Here is a 15,460-nt window from a genome sequence, read left to right as displayed (position 1 = left end):
GTGTACCGGTTGATCATGGAATCCATGTTGCCCGCGGTCACGCCCCAGAACAGGTTGGGCTTGCCCAGCGCCTTGAAGGGCTCGGCGCTCTGCCAGTCGGGCTGGGCGATGATGCCGACGCGAAAGCCCTGCGCCTCCAGCACGCGGCCGATCACGGCCATGCCGAAGCTGGGATGGTCCACATAGGCGTCGCCCGTCACCAGCACGATGTCGCAGGAATCCCAGCCGAGCTGCTCCATCTCGGCCCGGCTCATGGGGAGGAACGGCGCCACGCCGAACCGCTTGGCCCAGTAGGGGCGGTAGCTGGTCAGCGGCTTGGCGGCGCGCGCGAAAAAGGAGACGTCGACGGGGGCGTTCATGAGGGCAATCGGGGGATAACCCGAGAGTGTAGGTGCCCTGCCCTGCCCCTCGTGTGATCGGGGCCTCCCGCCGGACGGGCGGTGTCTAGAAAGACAGCGGCTTTTTGTCCAGCGGCACGAGCGACAGATCCGCCGGCTGGGTGCGCTGCCGGGCCTTCTCGCGCCGGCCCTCGATCTTCTCGGCGGCCAGCTTCGCGGTGTAACGCAACACCTTCAGGTGGTTGGGATCGGGGTTGTCCTTGGGCGCCATGCTGAACGTGCACAAGGTGCCGTAGACCTCGCCGTCCCTGAGCACGATCGGCGTGCTGATGTGGGTGCCGATGGGAAACGGCAGCTTCTTCAGCAACTCGGCGGAGGCAGGCAGCTGCCGGGCGTCGGGGATGAACTCGGGCAGCCGCCCGTCCACCACCCGCTGGCACCAGGAGGCCTCCAGCAGATCGGCGTCGCCGACCGCCACCGACGGGCCGCCCGGCGACGCCTCCACGTACCGCAAGACACGCTGGCCCTCGGTGAACTCGGACACGAACACCACGTCCATCTTCATCCTGTCGCGCAGCAGGCGCAGCACCTCGGAGATGGACTGGTCAAGGAGTTCGTCCGAGGCGTCGGCCGTGGCGACCAGCAGCTCGGAGACTCGAACAACGAGATCGTCGGGGTGATAGCCCGGGTCGTGGAGCAGATTCATGCGCGTTTCAGGGTGCAAATGGGCAGCGTTCGCGGCGAGCGTCCCGACCCTCATCTCCCGAACAGGAGGCATCACGGAGCCTTCGTGGGGCTGTCGCCAAATGACCCGGGAGTGTAGGGGTTGACCATCAACCCTGTCACCCCGCAGGGCGCTGTCCATCCATAGAGCACCGGCGCGCAGGACCGCAGGATGGTCCGCATCGGCATTGAGCCGAACCCGGGGCGCCATGACCCCACCGCCCCCCATGAACCGACCACCGGGCCCAACTCGCCCGGGTCACCGCCCACATCCACGACCGCCTGGCCGATCAGCCGGTGTTCGAGATGAGTACCTCAACAGCGCGACACGGCACCGGCCGACCTGCTGACCGACATCTGCCCACCGCTGGCGACGCCCACCGCCGTCGAGCCCGGTTGAGTTCAGAGGTCCTTGAGCGCCACGTCGATGTGCGCCTGGAACAGCGCCGGATCGGCCAGCGCGTGGGCGTTCATCAGCGCCAGCTTGACGAGAAAGCGCTCGGTGTGCTCGGGGCCGACCTGGTCGATGGCCGTGGCGAGTGCGTCGTAGACCTGCTCCAGGCCGGGGACGGTGAGGGCGTTCGGGCTCATGTTCAAAGTTCCTTGTTCAGGCCGGCGGCGTTGATCAGGGCTGCGCGAAGGCGGGGCGCATCGAGATGCAGCCAGCGCGCGCAGATGTGATGGTCGGGCCTCAGCAGGTAGGCGCCTCCGGCCTTCAGCCCGTGGCGTTCGCGCAGGTGGCCGTTGGCGTCGGGCAGGGTCTGGTCGGCGCCCCCCACCGCCTGACTGGCGCCGACCGCGATCACCTGCAGCGGCACGCCGTTGGCGCGCAGTTCATCGAACACGGCCAGCAGATCAGCTGGAATGGTCGACGGGATGGCGCATTCGGTGGCGCACAGCAATGTAAATCGGTGGTCGAGGTGATCGAGCAGGAAGTCGTCCGGCCCGAGGCGGACGCTGCGTGGCGGGGCGCCGTGGCCCGGGCCGACCTCGAACTTGTCGTTGTCGTCGCCTGCAGCGTTGAGCGGCGAGGCGCCGTATTCGTGCGGCCGAGAGGTGCGCCAGTGGTACAGCGGCCCCACGAAAGGCTGGCTCAGCGAGAGCGATAGCACGGCGTCGCGCAGCAGACGGAAGCCGCGCGTGGGCGGGGTCATGAAGCGGATGCTTTTTCCGGCCTCGTCGATGATCTCGCGCGCGGCGGCCACGCGCTCGCTGCTGTAGCTGGCCAGCAGCTCGGGCCGGGCCACGCCTGTCGCCACCAGCGCCAGCCGCCAGGCCAGCGCCTGCGCGTCCTGGAAACCCGTGTTGGCGCCGCGCACGCCAAAAATGGGCAACAGGTGGGCCGCGTCGCCGGTGAACAGCACGCGACCGTGCACGTAGTCGGGCAGCGTGAGCGCGCGGGCCGAGTACACCGAGCACCAGTCCATTTCCCAGGGCACGCCGGCGTGGCCAATCATCGCCAGTTGCGCGTCGATGCGGGCCTTGAGCGATTCGGGTTTCAGGGCTTCTTCGGGCGTCTCGCCGGGCGGCAGCTGGTAGTCCAGCCGCCACAGTCCGTGCGGCTCGCGGTGCATGAGGATGGTGTTGCCCGGGTTCCATCCCGGGTCGAAAAAGGCCAGCCGCTCGGTGGGCAGCGGCAGGTCGACGCGGATGTCGGCGATGACGAACTTGCCTTCGTAGGACGCACCTTCGAGCTTGAGGTCCATCAGCGTGCGCACGGTCGAACGCGCGCCGTCGGCCGCCACCAGCCAGTCGGTCTTGAGGGTGTAGGGCCCTTCGGCGGTGTCCACCTCCAGCGTCGCGCCGTTCGCATCCTGCGCGAGCGACAGCAGCTTGTTGCCCCAGCGCAGCTCGACCAGCGGGCTGGCGGCGCAGGCCTCGGCCAGGTATTGCTCGATGTACTGCTGCTGGATGTTGATCAGCGGGAAGAAGCGGTCGTCCGGGTCGTGCGGGTTCTCCATGCGGAACACGCGCTGCCCCCGGTAGAACGAGTTGCCGCAGTTCCAGGGCAGACCGCTCGCCGTGATGCGGTCTGCCACGTCCACCTGCTGCAGGATCTCCATGGAGCGGCGCGTGAACGCGATGGCGCGGCTGCCTTCAGACACCTGGCGCTCCGACTCCAGCACCACGCTGTACACGCCATGCTGCGCGAGCGCCAGCGCGGTCACCAGACCGATGGGACCGGCGCCCGCGATCACCACCGGGGTGCGCGGTTCTTTCAGGTGCTGTGAAGGCAACCAGGCGTCAAACACCTGGTAGTCGTAATAGATGGAGCGCCGGGGTTCGGCGTGGGGCTGGTGCATGTCTTGTCTCCTGTGCTTTGCAGGCAGTGTAGGCACCGGGACCGTCGGAGATGTCCCCACGTGGGAACACGGCAAGCCCCACCCGAAGCACTCAGGCGCCGCCGTCCAGCAACAGCGCCAGCAGCTCGCGCTGTCCGGCCACGCCCAGCTTGCGCAACACCCGTTTCTGGTAGGTCTGCGCACTGGCCAGCGTGAGGCCCAGGCGCAGGGCCAGGGCCTCGGTGGACAGGCCGTCCATCAGTGCGGCCACCACGTCGCGGTCGCGCTGGGTGAGCGCCGGGAAGCGCCGCACCAGGCGCGCGAGCAGCAGGCCGCTCAGGTCCTGGTGCACGGCCTGGCCCGTGTGGTGCAGGCGCACGGCGTGCACGATCAGAGGCGCAAACGCCTCGACCACGGCGATGCCCGCGTCGTCGAACGGGCCGTGTTCGATGCCCCGGTAGAGGTTCACCGACAGCCAGCGCCGCCCCTCGTACAGCGCCATCACCGCCAGCCGCTCGGCCACCTGCGGCTGCTCGTAACAGATGCGCCGGTAGTCGGCGTGTTGAATGTCGGCTCCGCGCTGCCGGTGCAACACGATGCGCGGCGCGGCACTGCCGGCTTTCTGCGCCACGGCCAGCTCGTCGCGCATCACCGCCGCACTGCCGTCCAGGCGGTGGAAGCGGCTCACATAGGCCTCGGCGATGTGCGGCAGCTCCTGCGTGCGCGAGCGGTCGCCCACGGCCACGATGGTGGGCCGACGGCCAGCCTCGAACGCGAAAATCGTGCACTGCGCCAACGGCACATGGGCGCCCACGAGTTGCAAGAGGTCTTCGGCCACCGCGTGGCGCCCGGCCAGCCCCAGGCGCGCCAGCAGCGCGCTCACCTGGGGCAAACCCAGGCTGAGTGGTGAGGCAGCGAGCGAACCCAGGACCCAGTGACGTGGCATGCGAGGCACTGTAGTGCAGCGCTCGCGCAAAGCCCCGTTCATCTCGTTACCGCTCTTACCGGACCCACCCGAATGTAAGCCGCACGCCACGTAGCATGGGCGCTTCATTTTTAGAAGGAGCTCGCATGGCACTGCATTTTGGAAAACGCGAAACCGAACAACCCAGCCCGCTCAACACGGGCGTGACCGCGCCCCGCTACGGCGCCACCGGCCAACCTTCCTCAGCCTCGGCCACCGTGGCAACACCCGAGCCCAAAGCCCCCGTGCCGACGAGCACGGCGTCTGCCGCCTCCACCGTGCCCGAAGGCGGCAGCAAGCTGACCGTCGGCCCGAACATCAAGCTCAAGGGCGTCGAGATCACCGATTGCGACACGCTGGTGGTCGAGGGTCTGGTGGAAGCCACGATGGACTCGCGCGTGATCCAGATCGCCCAACAAGGCGCCTTCAAGGGCTCGGCCGAGATCGACATCGCCGAAATCCACGGCGTGTTCGACGGCAACCTCACCGTGCGCCAGAAACTCGTGATCTACGCCACCGGCCGCGTGACCGGCAAGATCCGCTACGGCAAGGTCGTGATCGAAGAAGGTGGCCAGCTCTCGGGCGACATCGAGTGCTCGATCGGCAGCGCCGCCAAATCCAGCAACAGCACCAGCACGGTCAGCAAGCCGGCCATGGCCCTGGCCGCCTGACGAAGAACCACCCCCGCCGGCAGGACCGGGATCGGCTCCGGCGAGGGTGGTTGAAACCGTGGCTGCGCAGGCTATGCTCTGCGCATGTACACCGCGTTTTTTGGCCTGAAGCAGGATCCTTTCTCGATCTCGCCAGACCCGCGTTTCCTCTTCATGACCGAGCGCCACCGGGAAGCGCTGGCCCACCTTCAGTACGGCGTGCAAGGGACCGGCGGCATCGTGCTGCTGACCGGCGACATCGGTACCGGCAAGACCACCATCTCGCGCCGTTTTCTGGCGCGGGCGCCCAGCCAATGCAAGGTGGCCTACATCTTCAATCCCCGCCTGAACGTCATCGAGTTGCTGCTCAGCATCTGCGATGAATTCGGCATCGAGACCGCCCTGGACCACGACCGCGAACCCACCGTCAAGGCCCTGCTCGATCCCCTCAATGCCTTTCTGCTCGCCTCCCACGCGGCCGGCCGCAACCCGGTGCTGGTCATTGACGAGGCCCAGAACCTCTCGATCGAGGTGCTGGAACAGCTTCGTTTGCTCACCAATCTCGAAACAAATCAGCGCAAGCTGTTGCAGATTGTGCTGATCGGGCAGCCCGAATTGCGCCAGTTGCTGGCCAGCCCCGCGCTGGAGCAACTGGCGCAGCGTGTGGTGGCCCGCTTCCACCTGGGCGCCCTTGATGAAACGGACACCCGGCACTACATCGAGCACCGCATGGGCGTGGCCGGCCACACCGGCCCCGTGCCTTTTGCGCCGCGTGCGCTGCGCCGCATCCACCGGCTCAGCGGTGGCGTGCCCCGGCGCATCAACCTGCTCTGCGGGCGCGCGCTGCTCGGCGCCTACGCCCAGGGGCTGCATCAGGTGACCCCGGCGGTGGTCGAGCAGGCGGCGAAAGAGGTGTTCGCCCCGCAAGCCCCAGGCAGCAGTTTGCGCCGCCCGCAGGCCATGCTCGGCCTGGGCCTGATGGTCGGCGCCCTGGCGGCGGTGCCCGGTGTCTGGCTCTGGCAGCGATCGACATCCGCCTCACCCGCGCCCGCCGCGCTCGCCATGCCGGCCCCCTCGGCCTCCGCGGCGGCGGCCGCCCCATCACGAGCGGCCGCCGCCGCGACGCCGACACAGCCTGCCCGAGCGCCCGCTCAGCCCACCGTCGCCATGACCGCCAGCCGCTTGCTGCCCAGCGAGAACGCGGGCCTGCAGGCCATCGGCCCCCGCTGGCAAATGACCGCCCCCGGCCAGGACCCATGCGCGGCGGCGTTGACGCAGCAACTGCAGTGCTACCGCACGTCGCGCATGACCCTGAACGGCCTGCGCCAGATGGACCGGCCAGCCGTGCTCCGCCTGCGCCTGCCCGATGGCGATGGCCACGCGGTGCTGGAGGCGCTGGACGAGCGCCAGGCGACGTTGAGCGCGGGCGAGCACCGCTGGACGCTGCCCACCGACCAGCTGTCCAGCCTCTGGCAAGGCGAATACGTCTCGCTGTGGCGCACGCCGCCCGGCCAATCGGGTCGCCTGGTCGACGGCTACCGGGACACGGCCGCCACCTGGATGGAGCAGCAACTGACGGCACTGCAACGCCAGGGCCAGCTGCCGGCCGCGGCACGCACGCTGAGCGAAAAGGTCGAGGCGTTTGAACGCGCCAAAGGCGTCGAGGTCACGGGGCGCGCCACGACCACGACCTTGATGCTGCTCAACCGGGCCAGCGGGGTCGACGAACCGCGCCTGGCCCCCATCACCCCCTGAGCCACCATGTCCTACATCCTTGATGCCCTGAAACGGGCCGACGCCGAGCGCGGACTGACCGCGGGTGCGGCCCCCGCCGACGTCGCCCCACGGACCCACAGGCGTCCCCCATCCGCGCCCTGGTGGCGCTCGGGCACCGCGGTGATCGCCTGGTTGGCGCTGTTGTGCCTGGCGGGCCTGGCCGCGCTGTGGTGGCCATCGGGGGAGGTTGCCGCACCCCCACCTGCGTCCACCGCATCCACCGGCCCATCGGTTCCAGCACCGGCTCCCGATGTGGCCGCTGCGCCCGCGCCCCCGGCAGCGCCCCAGGCCACAGCGACCGTGCCCGTCGCACCGCGCACCGAATCCATCCCCGCGCCGGTGGTCGCCAGCAGCGCTCCGCCATCCGGCGCACCCGCCGCCGCCGAGGCCCCAGGCCGCCCGGCGCCCATCCTGCTGCCGGAGCGACCCGTGCCCGCGCGACCCGCGACACCGGCACTTGCGCCTGCACCGGCACAGGTGGCTGCGGCGGCGACCGGCTCGGCGTTCGGGCCCGACCCGGTGCCGCCCATGCCCGCCGCCGTCGCACGCCCGCCCGCGCCCACCCCACCGCCCCCCGCTGGCGCGACCGCGGCGCCCAGCGCACCCGTGGCCTCCGGCGCTCCGGCCTCGGCGCCGCCGGTGAAGGTCACGGGCGCCACCTACTCGGACAACCCGGCCCATCGCATGCTGATCGTCAACGGCAAGATCGTGATGGAAGGGCAGCAGATCGAGCCCGGGCTGACCCTGGAAGTGATCACCCCGCACAGCGCCGTGCTCAACCACCAGGGCAGCCGGTTCAACATCAACTACTGACGCCCTGCTCGGGCCCTCGCCGGCCCCCCGGTATGCTCTCCGCCAGCCATGCAAGCAGCACACAGCCACCCCCACCCGTCTCCCGCCCTGTCGGCCCGGGATCTTGAATTTGCGTGGCCCGATGGCGCGACCCTCTGGACAGGGCTGAACCTGAACATTCCGCCGGGCGTGAGCCTGGTCCAGGGCGCCGAAGGCAGCGGGAAAACCACCTTGTTGAAGCTGCTGTCGGGCGAGCTCTCACCACGCCGGGGCCGCATCACCATCGGGGACGTTGCGCTGGACACCCAACCCCAGGCCTACCGCCAGCAGGTTTTCCGGACCGACCCTCGCGGCGAGATGCCGGACGGCGTCACGCCTAGCGACTGGTTCGCCGCCATGGGCCGGCAATTCCCCGACTTCAGGCCGGATGCCCTGCCCGATCTGGTGCAAGGCTTCTCGCTCGGCGCCCACGTTCAGAAACCCCTGTACATGCTGTCCACGGGCAGCCGCCGCAAGGTGTGGCTGTGTGCCGCGCTCGCGGCAGGCACCGCCGTGACGCTGCTGGACGAGCCCTTTGCCGCACTGGACATGCCCTCGATCCGCTTCCTCAAGCAGTGCCTGCGAGATGCCGCCCGACACCCCACGCGCGCCTGGGTGCTGGCCGACCACGAGGCGCCCGAGGGGCTGACCTTGGCCTGCGTGGTCCAGGCATGAACCGCCACGAGCTCCTGAATCGGCGCCTGCACGGCCTCGCGTCGTGGACCGCCATGCTGCTGGCCCTGGGGGTGGTCCTGCGTCTGCGGCAGTACCTGTTCAACCGCTCGCTGTGGCTGGACGAGGCCTACCTGGCGACCAGTTTTGTGCACCGCGATGTCGGCGAACTGCTGTGGCAACCCCTGGCCAACGGCCAGGTGGCGCCCCTGGGCTTTCTGCTGCTGGTCAAAACCGTGACCTCGGTGCTGGGCACCCACGACTGGAGTCTGCGCCTGGTGCCTTTGCTGAGCGGCCTGCTCAGCCTCGTGGTGGCCGCCCAGGTGGCACGGTCGGTGCTGCCGGGCGCGCCGGCCCGGTCCGTGTTCGTGGGATTGATGGCCGCTTCGCCGGTGCTGGTGTACTACAGCAGCGAGTTCAAGCAGTACCAGGGCGATGTGCTGTGCACCTTGCTAATCCTGTGGCTGAGCCTGCGTTTCCGGTCGGAGCGGTGGCGAGCCGACGGCTGGACGCTGGCGCTGGCGGGTGCGGCCTGCATCTGGCTCTCGCACGCCAGCCTGTTTGTGCTCGCCGGGGCCGGCACCGTGCTCTGGCTGGAGATGGCCCACCGCCGACACCGCGCGGCGTGGCTGGCGATCACGGCCGTGGGTCTGCTCTGGCTGCTGAGCTTCGGCCTGAACCACCTGCTTTCGCTGCGCCACCTCACGGACAGCAGCAGCCTGACCGGCTTCTGGATGGCGGCGTATGCGCCCGTCCCGCCACACAGCCTCGAAGACCTGCGTTGGTACTGGAACAGCGCGCTGGGTCTGGTGTACCTCGCCATGCGCCACACCGGCGTGGCTCACCACGGCGAGATGCCCGGGTGGTTCGACGCGCTGAACGTGGGGCTGCTCGTGCTCACGCTGCTGGGTGCCGTCGCCCTGGCGCGGCTGTCCAGGCGGGCGGCGGGCATCTTTCTGGTCACGCTGATCGCCGTGCTGGCCGCGTCCGCCCTGCACCTGTACCCGTTTCGCTCGCGCCTGATCCTGTTCCTGTTGCCGTTGGTGTACCTGGCGCTCGCCGCGCTGGTGCAACTGGTCTGGAGCCAGACACACCGCTGGATGGCCCAACCCGTGGCAGCGGCGCTGGCCTTGGGGCTGCTGTGTGTGGTGGCCCTGCCCAGCTGGCGGGTGCTGCGCCAGCCGGACAACGCCCATGACATCAAAGGGGCGATGACCCACATGGCCCTGCACCGCCAGCTTGGCGACCAGGTCGTGCTCTCGTCATGGACCCACAAGGCCTACGATTTCTACGCACCCACCTTTCACATCGACGACCTTCCGGTGGTGATCTACCGGCAGACGCCCAACCCCGTGCACGACGCCCGCGCCACCGTGCGGCGCACCTGCCTCGATCCGGCGGCGGGACGCAGCTGGCTGGTCATCAGCCACCGCCTGGACGATCAGGCCGCCTTCCTGGATCTGGTGCGTTCGATCTCGCCGCCGCTGGACCACTGGGAGGCCAATGGTGCGGCCGCTTTCCTCCACGACTTTCGCGCTTCGGCGTACTGCCAGCGCTACCGCTGAGCCACCCAGGTCCGGGTTGCGCGGCGGCTTGTGATCGGCCGCATCGCGGCATCTGGAGCTGATCCAAGCCGACCCATCTTCGGCGCCAGAACGGTCTTCAGGACCCGGCCATAGAATCCCATCTTCTCAGTGCAGGTATTTCCACCTGCACCTCACGCCCCAAAGATCGATGAAGACAACCTCCTGGCTGCGCCCCGAGCCCATGCGATCTCCGGCCCTGTGGCTCTGGCTGGTGGTCACCGTGGGCGTGGTGTTCCGGCTGCGCCAGTATCTGTTCAACCGGTCGCTCTGGCACGACGAAATCCTGCTGGTCAGCACCTTCGTCGACCGCGGCTTCTCCGAGCTGATCTTCCAGCCACTGGGCAACAACCAGGCGGCACCTCTGGCGTTTCTGGTGCTGGTGAAGGCGATCACCGGCCTCTTCGGCACGCACGAGTGGAGCTTGCGGCTGCTCTCCCTGGTGTGCGGGATCGCGGCGCTGGGTCTGGCGCTGCCCGTCGCGGGCAGGTTGTTTCCGTCGTTTGCGGCCCGCGCGACCTTCGTGGGCCTGATGGCGGCGTCCCCGGTGCTGGTCTATTACAGCTCCGAGTTCAAGCAGTACCAGGGCGACGTGCTGTGCACGATGCTGATCCTGTGGCTGACGATCCGGTTCAAGCCAGCGCACTGCGTGCGCGATGCCATTTGGCTCGGGCTGGCCGGGGCAGCCAGCGTGTGGCTCTCGCATGCCATTGACTTCGTGCTCGCTGGCAGCGGAATGGTGCTCTGGCTGGAGATGGCACGACGCCGTGAAAGGTCCGCCTGGCTGGCCATGACCGCGGTCGGCATGGTCTGGCTCACGAGTTTTGCCGCAGACTACGTTCTTTCGCTGAGTCTGTTGCCCAACGACGGGTACCTCTCTGGCTTCTGGGCCACCAGCTTTGCCCCCATCCCACCGTCCAGCCTGGACGACCTGCGCTGGTTTGGAGAAGCGGCGCTCGGCCTGGTCTATCTGGGGATGCACCAGATGGGCACGGCATTTCGCGAAGTGCTGCCAGGCTGGTTCAGTGCCCCCATCGTCCTGCTTCTCGCCCTCACGGTGGCAGGCAGCGCCGCATTGGCACACCAAAACGGACGCGCAGCGATGATGGGCGCTGTGTCTTTGATGGCGGTGCTGGGTGCCTCGGCACTGCACCTGTACCCGTTCCGCGCCCGCCTCATCCTGTTCCTGGTGCCGTTCGTGTTCCTCGCGCTGGCAGCCTTCGTGCAGCAGGTGCATGACCTGACCCGCCGGTGGGCCGGACCGTGGCTGGCCGCCGCGCTGGCGATCGCCACGGTGGCGATGCCCGTCCGACTGAGTGCCCACACGCTGGTGCACCCCAACAACTACCAGGACCTCAGGGGTGCGCTGCAATACATCGCAGCCCATCGCGAGCCCGGCGACCACGTCATGCTCAGCAGCTGGACCCACCACTTCTACAACTTCTATGCCCCGCGGCTGGGCCTGGGGGACCTGCCGCAGTTCGAGTACACGCCGACCATCAACGAGGTGCACAACATCCGGGCGACCGTGCGGCGAATTTGTCTGGACCCCCATGCGGGAAGAACCTGGGTGGTCGCGACCAACCAGATCGTCTCCAACAACCGCCATTTCCTGGCGGCTCTGAACAACCTGGCGCCACCGCTGTTCACCTACCCCATGGACGGGGCCGCCGTCTTTCTGCACGACTTCCGGCCCACGGCCTATTGCCAGCGGTACCGCGCTGAAGCGGCCACCCGGTCCGCACCCGCCGGGGCCAGCGGGAGGCCCTGAAAAGCAAGCGACAATTCAAGGTTGAGCCCCCTCAAGACACCACGGAGACCCGCATGCGCATCTCGAACAGAAAAAGAATCCTGATCACCGGAGGCGCCGGCTTCCTGGGCTCGCACTTGTGTGAACGCCTGCTCGGCGAGGGCAACGACGTGCTCTGCGTCGACAACTTCTACAGCGGCACCAAGGACAACGTCGCCCACCTCATGGGCAACCCGCATTTCGAGCTGATGCGCCACGACGTGACCTTCCCGCTCTATGTGGAGGTCGACGAGATCTACAACCTGGCCTGCCCCGCCTCGCCCATCCACTACCAGTGGGACCCGGTGCAGACCACCAAGACCAGCGTGCACGGCGCCATCAACATGCTGGGCCTGGCCAAGCGCACCAAGGCGCGCATCTTCCAGGCCTCCACCAGCGAGGTCTATGGCGACCCGGAGATCCATCCGCAGCCCGAGAGCTACTGGGGCAAGGTCAACCCCATCGGCATCCGCTCCTGCTACGACGAAGGCAAGCGCTGCGCCGAAACCCTGTTCTTCGACTACCACCGCCAGCACCAGGTGAACATCAAGGTCGCCCGCATCTTCAACACCTACGGCCCGCGCATGCACCCCAACGACGGCCGGGTGGTGAGCAACTTCATCGTGCAGGCCCTGCGCGGTGAAGACATCACGATCTACGGCGACGGCTCGCAGACGCGCAGTTTCTGCTTCGTGGACGACCTGATCGAAGGCTTCGTGCGCATCATGGCCAGCCCGGCCGAGGTGACCGGCCCGATCAACCTGGGCAACCCGAACGAGTTCACCATCCGCGAGCTGGCCGAGGCCGTGCTGAAGAAGGTCGGCGGCCCGTCGAAGCTGGTGTTCAACCCGCTGCCGCAGGACGACCCCAAGCAGCGCAAGCCCGACATCGGCCTGGCCAAAACCCATCTCGACTGGCAACCGGCCGTGCAACTCGACGCCGGCCTGGACAAGACCATTCACTACTTCCGCCACTTCCTGCAGCAATGAGCCTTTCGCAGCACGCCATCGTCATCGTCATGCCGGTCTATGAAGACCTGGAGGCCAGCGGCCGCCTGTTTCAGGAGCTGGGCCAACAGTTCGGCGACCGCGTGTTCGTGGTCGCGGTGGACGACGGCTCGGTGCGCCAACCGCTGTCGGTCGAGAGCCTGAGCAACGCGGGCATCGCGGGCGCCGTGCTCAAGCTGCGCCGCAATGTCGGCCACCAGCGCGCCATCGCCATCGGCCTGAGCTACGCGGCCGAACACCTGGTGCCCGGACAGCAGGTGGTGGTGATGGACTCGGACGGCGAAGACCTGCCCTCCACCATCCCCACCCTGCTGGCTCAGCTAGACAACCCAGCGGTGGACGTGGTGGTCGCACAGCGCAAGAGCCGCGTCGAAACCTTCCGCTTCAAGGCTTTCTACCAGGTCTACAAACGGTTCTTCAGCGTGATGACCGGGCGCCCGATCAGCTTCGGCAACTTCATGGCGCTCAAACCGGCCGCGGTCAAACGCCTGGTGTCCATGCAGGAGCTGCCCATCCATGTCGCCGCGGCCGTGCTCGCCTCGAAGCTGCGCACCGGCGTGTGTCCGCTCGACCGCGGTCCGCGCTACGCCGGCCAGTCCAAGATGAACTTCGTGGGCCTGGCGCTGCACGGCTTCAAGGCGCTGATGGTGTTTGCCGAAGACGTGCTGGTGCGCGTGGGCATCGCCAGTGCCCTGATCGCCACCTTCGCGGTGGTGGGTTCGGTGGCGGCGGTGGTGCTCAAGCTGATGGGCTACTCGACGCCCGGCTGGTTCTCGCTGGTGCTGGGCATCTTCGTGCTGCTGTTCCTGCAGACCGCTGCGCTGGCGCTGATGACGCTGATGCTGACCGGTGTCATGCGCAGCGGCAGCGTGGTCACCGCTGTGGCCCACCGCGACTTCATCGACGAGATCCTGGAAACAGCGCCGTGAGCGGGCCGTGCGCCGAGCCATGAGCCTCCGCGTCTCGCCCCAGCTGGTCCGGTACGTGGTCAACGGCCTCGTCGCCACGGCCGTGCACTACGCCGCGCTGCGCTTCTGTCTGGAGGTGCTGCAGATGAACTCTGCGGGGCTGGCCAACATGCTGGCGGCCCCGGTGGGCATCGCGACCTCTTTCCTGGGCAGCCGCTACTACGTCTTTCAACGCCGGGACACGGCCATCGTGCAGCAGGCTGTGCGGTTCCTGGGTTTGTATGCCGCGATCGCCGCCCTGCACGGGGGCCTGCTCTACGCCTGGACCGACCTTCTGCGCCTGAACTACAGCGTCGGCTTCCTGATCGCCGTCGGCATGCAGGTCGTGCTCGGCTACCTCGCTGGCAAGTACCTGGTCTTTGGCCAACCGCCGCCAAAAACCACCCATTGACACCTCATGCCCGACCACCTTGAAAATTTCGCCTACAGCGGCAACGAACTGGAGATGTTCGCTGCGGCGGTGAACTGGAAGGCCTATTGGTCGAGCCAGATCCGCCCCTATGTGGGGCACGAGGTTCTGGAACTGGGCGCGGGTCTGGGGGCCACCGCCCGGACCTTGAACCACAAACCCTACCGGCGCTGGCTCGGTCTCGAACCCGACCAGGCCATGTGCGACACGGTCCGCGCCCGGCAAGGTCGGGACATGCCGGTGGGTTACCAGATCCGACATGGCACCTCGGTCGATCTGGCGCCCGACGAGCGGTTCGACACCGTGCTCTACATCGACGTGCTCGAACACATCGAGGACGACCGCGCCGAGCTGGAGCGGGCCTGCGCCCACCTGGTGGCCGGCGGCCATCTCATCATCGTGGCGCCGGCCCACAACCGCCTCTACTCCGACTTCGACAGGAAGGTCGGCCACCACCGGCGCTACGACAAGGCGATGCTTCGCGCCATCGTGCCGGCCCCGCTGAACGTCCGGCAGCTGTACTACCTGGACAGCGTGGGCATGCTCGCCAGCCTGGCCAACAGGCTGGTGCTAAAGTCCGACTCCCCCAGCCCGACCCAGATCAGGCTCTGGGACTCGATCATGGTGCGCGCATCGCGCTGGCTGGACGTGCTCACCGGCCACCGGCTCGGCAAAAGCATCGTCTGCATTCTGGAAAAACCCCGCACCGACGGGACTGCATCGTCATGAAACTCCTCCACCTGGCCCTGGCCACCTTGCTGTACGTCGCGATCCTGTGTGGCACCTGGCTGTTCACCGTGAACTTCCTCCGCGTCGACGTGGTGTTCTACGCCGCAATCTGGTCGGCCGTGGCCGCCACCCTGATCCTCGCGGTGTTGGTGTGGCTCACGCCGCTACTGCGGGGGTTCAGCGGGTTCGAGAAGTTCCAGCAACTCATGAGCTGCGTGTTGATCGGCTACATCATGGCCATCAGCGTGCCCACGGTGATCGACCGTTCGCTGTCTTTCTACATCCTGGAAAAGATCCAGCAGCGCGGCGGCGGCATCCTGCACGACCGGTTTGCCGACGTCTTCACCAAGGAATACATGCACGAGCACCGTCTGGTCGACGTGCGCCTGACCGAACAGCTGGCCTCGGGCACGATCGTGATTCACAACGGATGCGTGAAGCTGACCGACAAAGGCCAGCAGCTCGCCAACGCGAGCCGGTATTTCCGCAGCAACTTCCTGCCCAAGCAGCGCCTGCTCATGGGGCAATACTCCTCTGACCTGGTCAACCCGTTCCGGAACAGCGCCTCGGTTGTGGACTACCAGTGCCAGTGAGTCGCCTGCCGGTCCCGGACCTGGCCCGCATGGATTTCACCCGGCGATCCGTCCGATAGAAAGCACCTCAACGGCCTCCCAGGCCCATGTTGCGTGAGATCACCTCTTTCATGATCTCGTTGGTGCCGCCGTAGATGCGCTGCACG

The 15,460-nt window shown here is 67.7% G+C and carries 15 protein-coding genes and 1 pseudogene; 11 read left to right on the top strand and 5 right to left on the bottom strand.

Annotation, left to right across the window (positions count from 1 at the left end; all coding sequences use genetic code 11):
• The 5 genes and pseudogenes from IV088_RS00080 to IV088_RS00060 form a co-directional block, all read right to left on the bottom strand.
• A pseudogene (locus tag IV088_RS00080) lies at positions 1–359 on the bottom strand (YgiQ family radical SAM protein); the annotation flags it as partial.
• An 85-nt stretch (positions 360–444) separates the two neighbouring features.
• Complete coding sequence (locus IV088_RS00075; RefSeq protein WP_291096411.1) at positions 445–1,044, bottom strand: GAF domain-containing protein; 600 nt, start codon at positions 1,042–1,044, stop codon at positions 445–447.
• 419 nt (positions 1,045–1,463) lie between these two features.
• The gene (locus tag IV088_RS00070) at positions 1,464–1,652 is read right to left on the bottom strand and encodes a DUF2783 domain-containing protein (RefSeq protein WP_291096409.1); all 189 of its coding nucleotides are present in this window, start codon (positions 1,650–1,652) and stop codon (positions 1,464–1,466) included.
• 2 nt (positions 1,653–1,654) lie between these two features.
• Positions 1,655–3,364 (bottom strand): FAD-dependent monooxygenase, encoded by a 1,710-nt coding sequence (locus IV088_RS00065; protein WP_291096408.1) that lies wholly within the window; start codon positions 3,362–3,364, stop codon positions 1,655–1,657.
• A 91-nt stretch (positions 3,365–3,455) separates the two neighbouring features.
• Entirely contained in the window at positions 3,456–4,289 is an 834-nt protein-coding gene (locus tag IV088_RS00060; RefSeq protein ID WP_291096406.1) for a LuxR C-terminal-related transcriptional regulator, read from the bottom strand.
• Between the two features lie 125 nt (positions 4,290–4,414).
• Between IV088_RS00060 and IV088_RS00055 the strand changes: the two genes are divergently transcribed.
• The 11 genes from IV088_RS00055 (at position 4,415) to IV088_RS00005 (ending at position 15,314) form a co-directional block, all read left to right on the top strand.
• Complete coding sequence (locus IV088_RS00055; RefSeq protein WP_291096404.1) at positions 4,415–4,978, top strand: polymer-forming cytoskeletal protein; 564 nt, start codon at positions 4,415–4,417, stop codon at positions 4,976–4,978.
• 84 nt (positions 4,979–5,062) lie between these two features.
• Positions 5,063–6,712, top strand: a complete 1,650-nt coding sequence (locus IV088_RS00050) for an AAA family ATPase (RefSeq protein ID WP_291096402.1) — start codon at positions 5,063–5,065, stop codon at positions 6,710–6,712.
• A 6-nt stretch (positions 6,713–6,718) separates the two neighbouring features.
• Positions 6,719–7,546 (top strand): general secretion pathway protein GspB, encoded by an 828-nt coding sequence (locus tag IV088_RS00045; RefSeq protein ID WP_291096400.1) that lies wholly within the window; start codon positions 6,719–6,721, stop codon positions 7,544–7,546.
• Positions 7,547–7,594: 48 nt separating this feature from the next.
• Positions 7,595–8,239, top strand: a complete 645-nt coding sequence (locus IV088_RS00040) for an ATP-binding cassette domain-containing protein (protein ID WP_291096398.1) — start codon at positions 7,595–7,597, stop codon at positions 8,237–8,239.
• Positions 8,236–9,801: a glycosyltransferase family 39 protein gene (locus IV088_RS00035; protein WP_291096396.1), complete on the top strand. Its 1,566-nt coding sequence runs from the start codon at positions 8,236–8,238 to the stop codon at positions 9,799–9,801. Before IV088_RS00040 ends, IV088_RS00035 begins: the two co-directional genes overlap by 4 nt.
• A 169-nt stretch (positions 9,802–9,970) precedes the next feature.
• Complete coding sequence (locus tag IV088_RS00030) at positions 9,971–11,590, top strand: glycosyltransferase family 39 protein (protein WP_291096394.1); 1,620 nt, start codon at positions 9,971–9,973, stop codon at positions 11,588–11,590.
• Positions 11,591–11,643: 53 nt separating this feature from the next.
• Positions 11,644–12,597, top strand: coding sequence for a UDP-glucuronic acid decarboxylase family protein (locus IV088_RS00025; protein WP_291096392.1), 954 nt, complete (start codon positions 11,644–11,646; stop codon positions 12,595–12,597).
• Entirely contained in the window at positions 12,594–13,544 is a 951-nt protein-coding gene (locus IV088_RS00020) for a glycosyltransferase (protein ID WP_291096390.1), read from the top strand. Before IV088_RS00025 ends, IV088_RS00020 begins: the two co-directional genes overlap by 4 nt.
• A 19-nt stretch (positions 13,545–13,563) precedes the next feature.
• The gene (locus IV088_RS00015; protein ID WP_291096388.1) at positions 13,564–13,974 is read left to right on the top strand and encodes a GtrA family protein; all 411 of its coding nucleotides are present in this window, start codon (positions 13,564–13,566) and stop codon (positions 13,972–13,974) included.
• 6 nt (positions 13,975–13,980) lie between these two features.
• Positions 13,981–14,721 carry a class I SAM-dependent methyltransferase gene (locus IV088_RS00010; RefSeq protein WP_291096386.1) on the top strand — a complete coding sequence of 247 codons (741 nt, stop codon included), beginning with the start codon at positions 13,981–13,983 and terminating at the stop codon, positions 14,719–14,721.
• Entirely contained in the window at positions 14,718–15,314 is a 597-nt protein-coding gene (locus IV088_RS00005) for a hypothetical protein (RefSeq protein WP_291096385.1), read from the top strand. The genes IV088_RS00010 and IV088_RS00005 overlap by 4 nt, the downstream gene beginning before the upstream one ends.
• Positions 15,315–15,460 lie beyond the last annotated feature (146 nt).

Source organism: Hydrogenophaga sp. (genome assembly GCF_018780075.1).
GTDB lineage: Bacteria > Pseudomonadota > Gammaproteobacteria > Burkholderiales > Burkholderiaceae_C > Hydrogenophaga.
The sequence above is the reverse complement of the archived record's forward strand: the minus strand, read 5'-3'. Positions and strand labels throughout refer to the sequence as shown.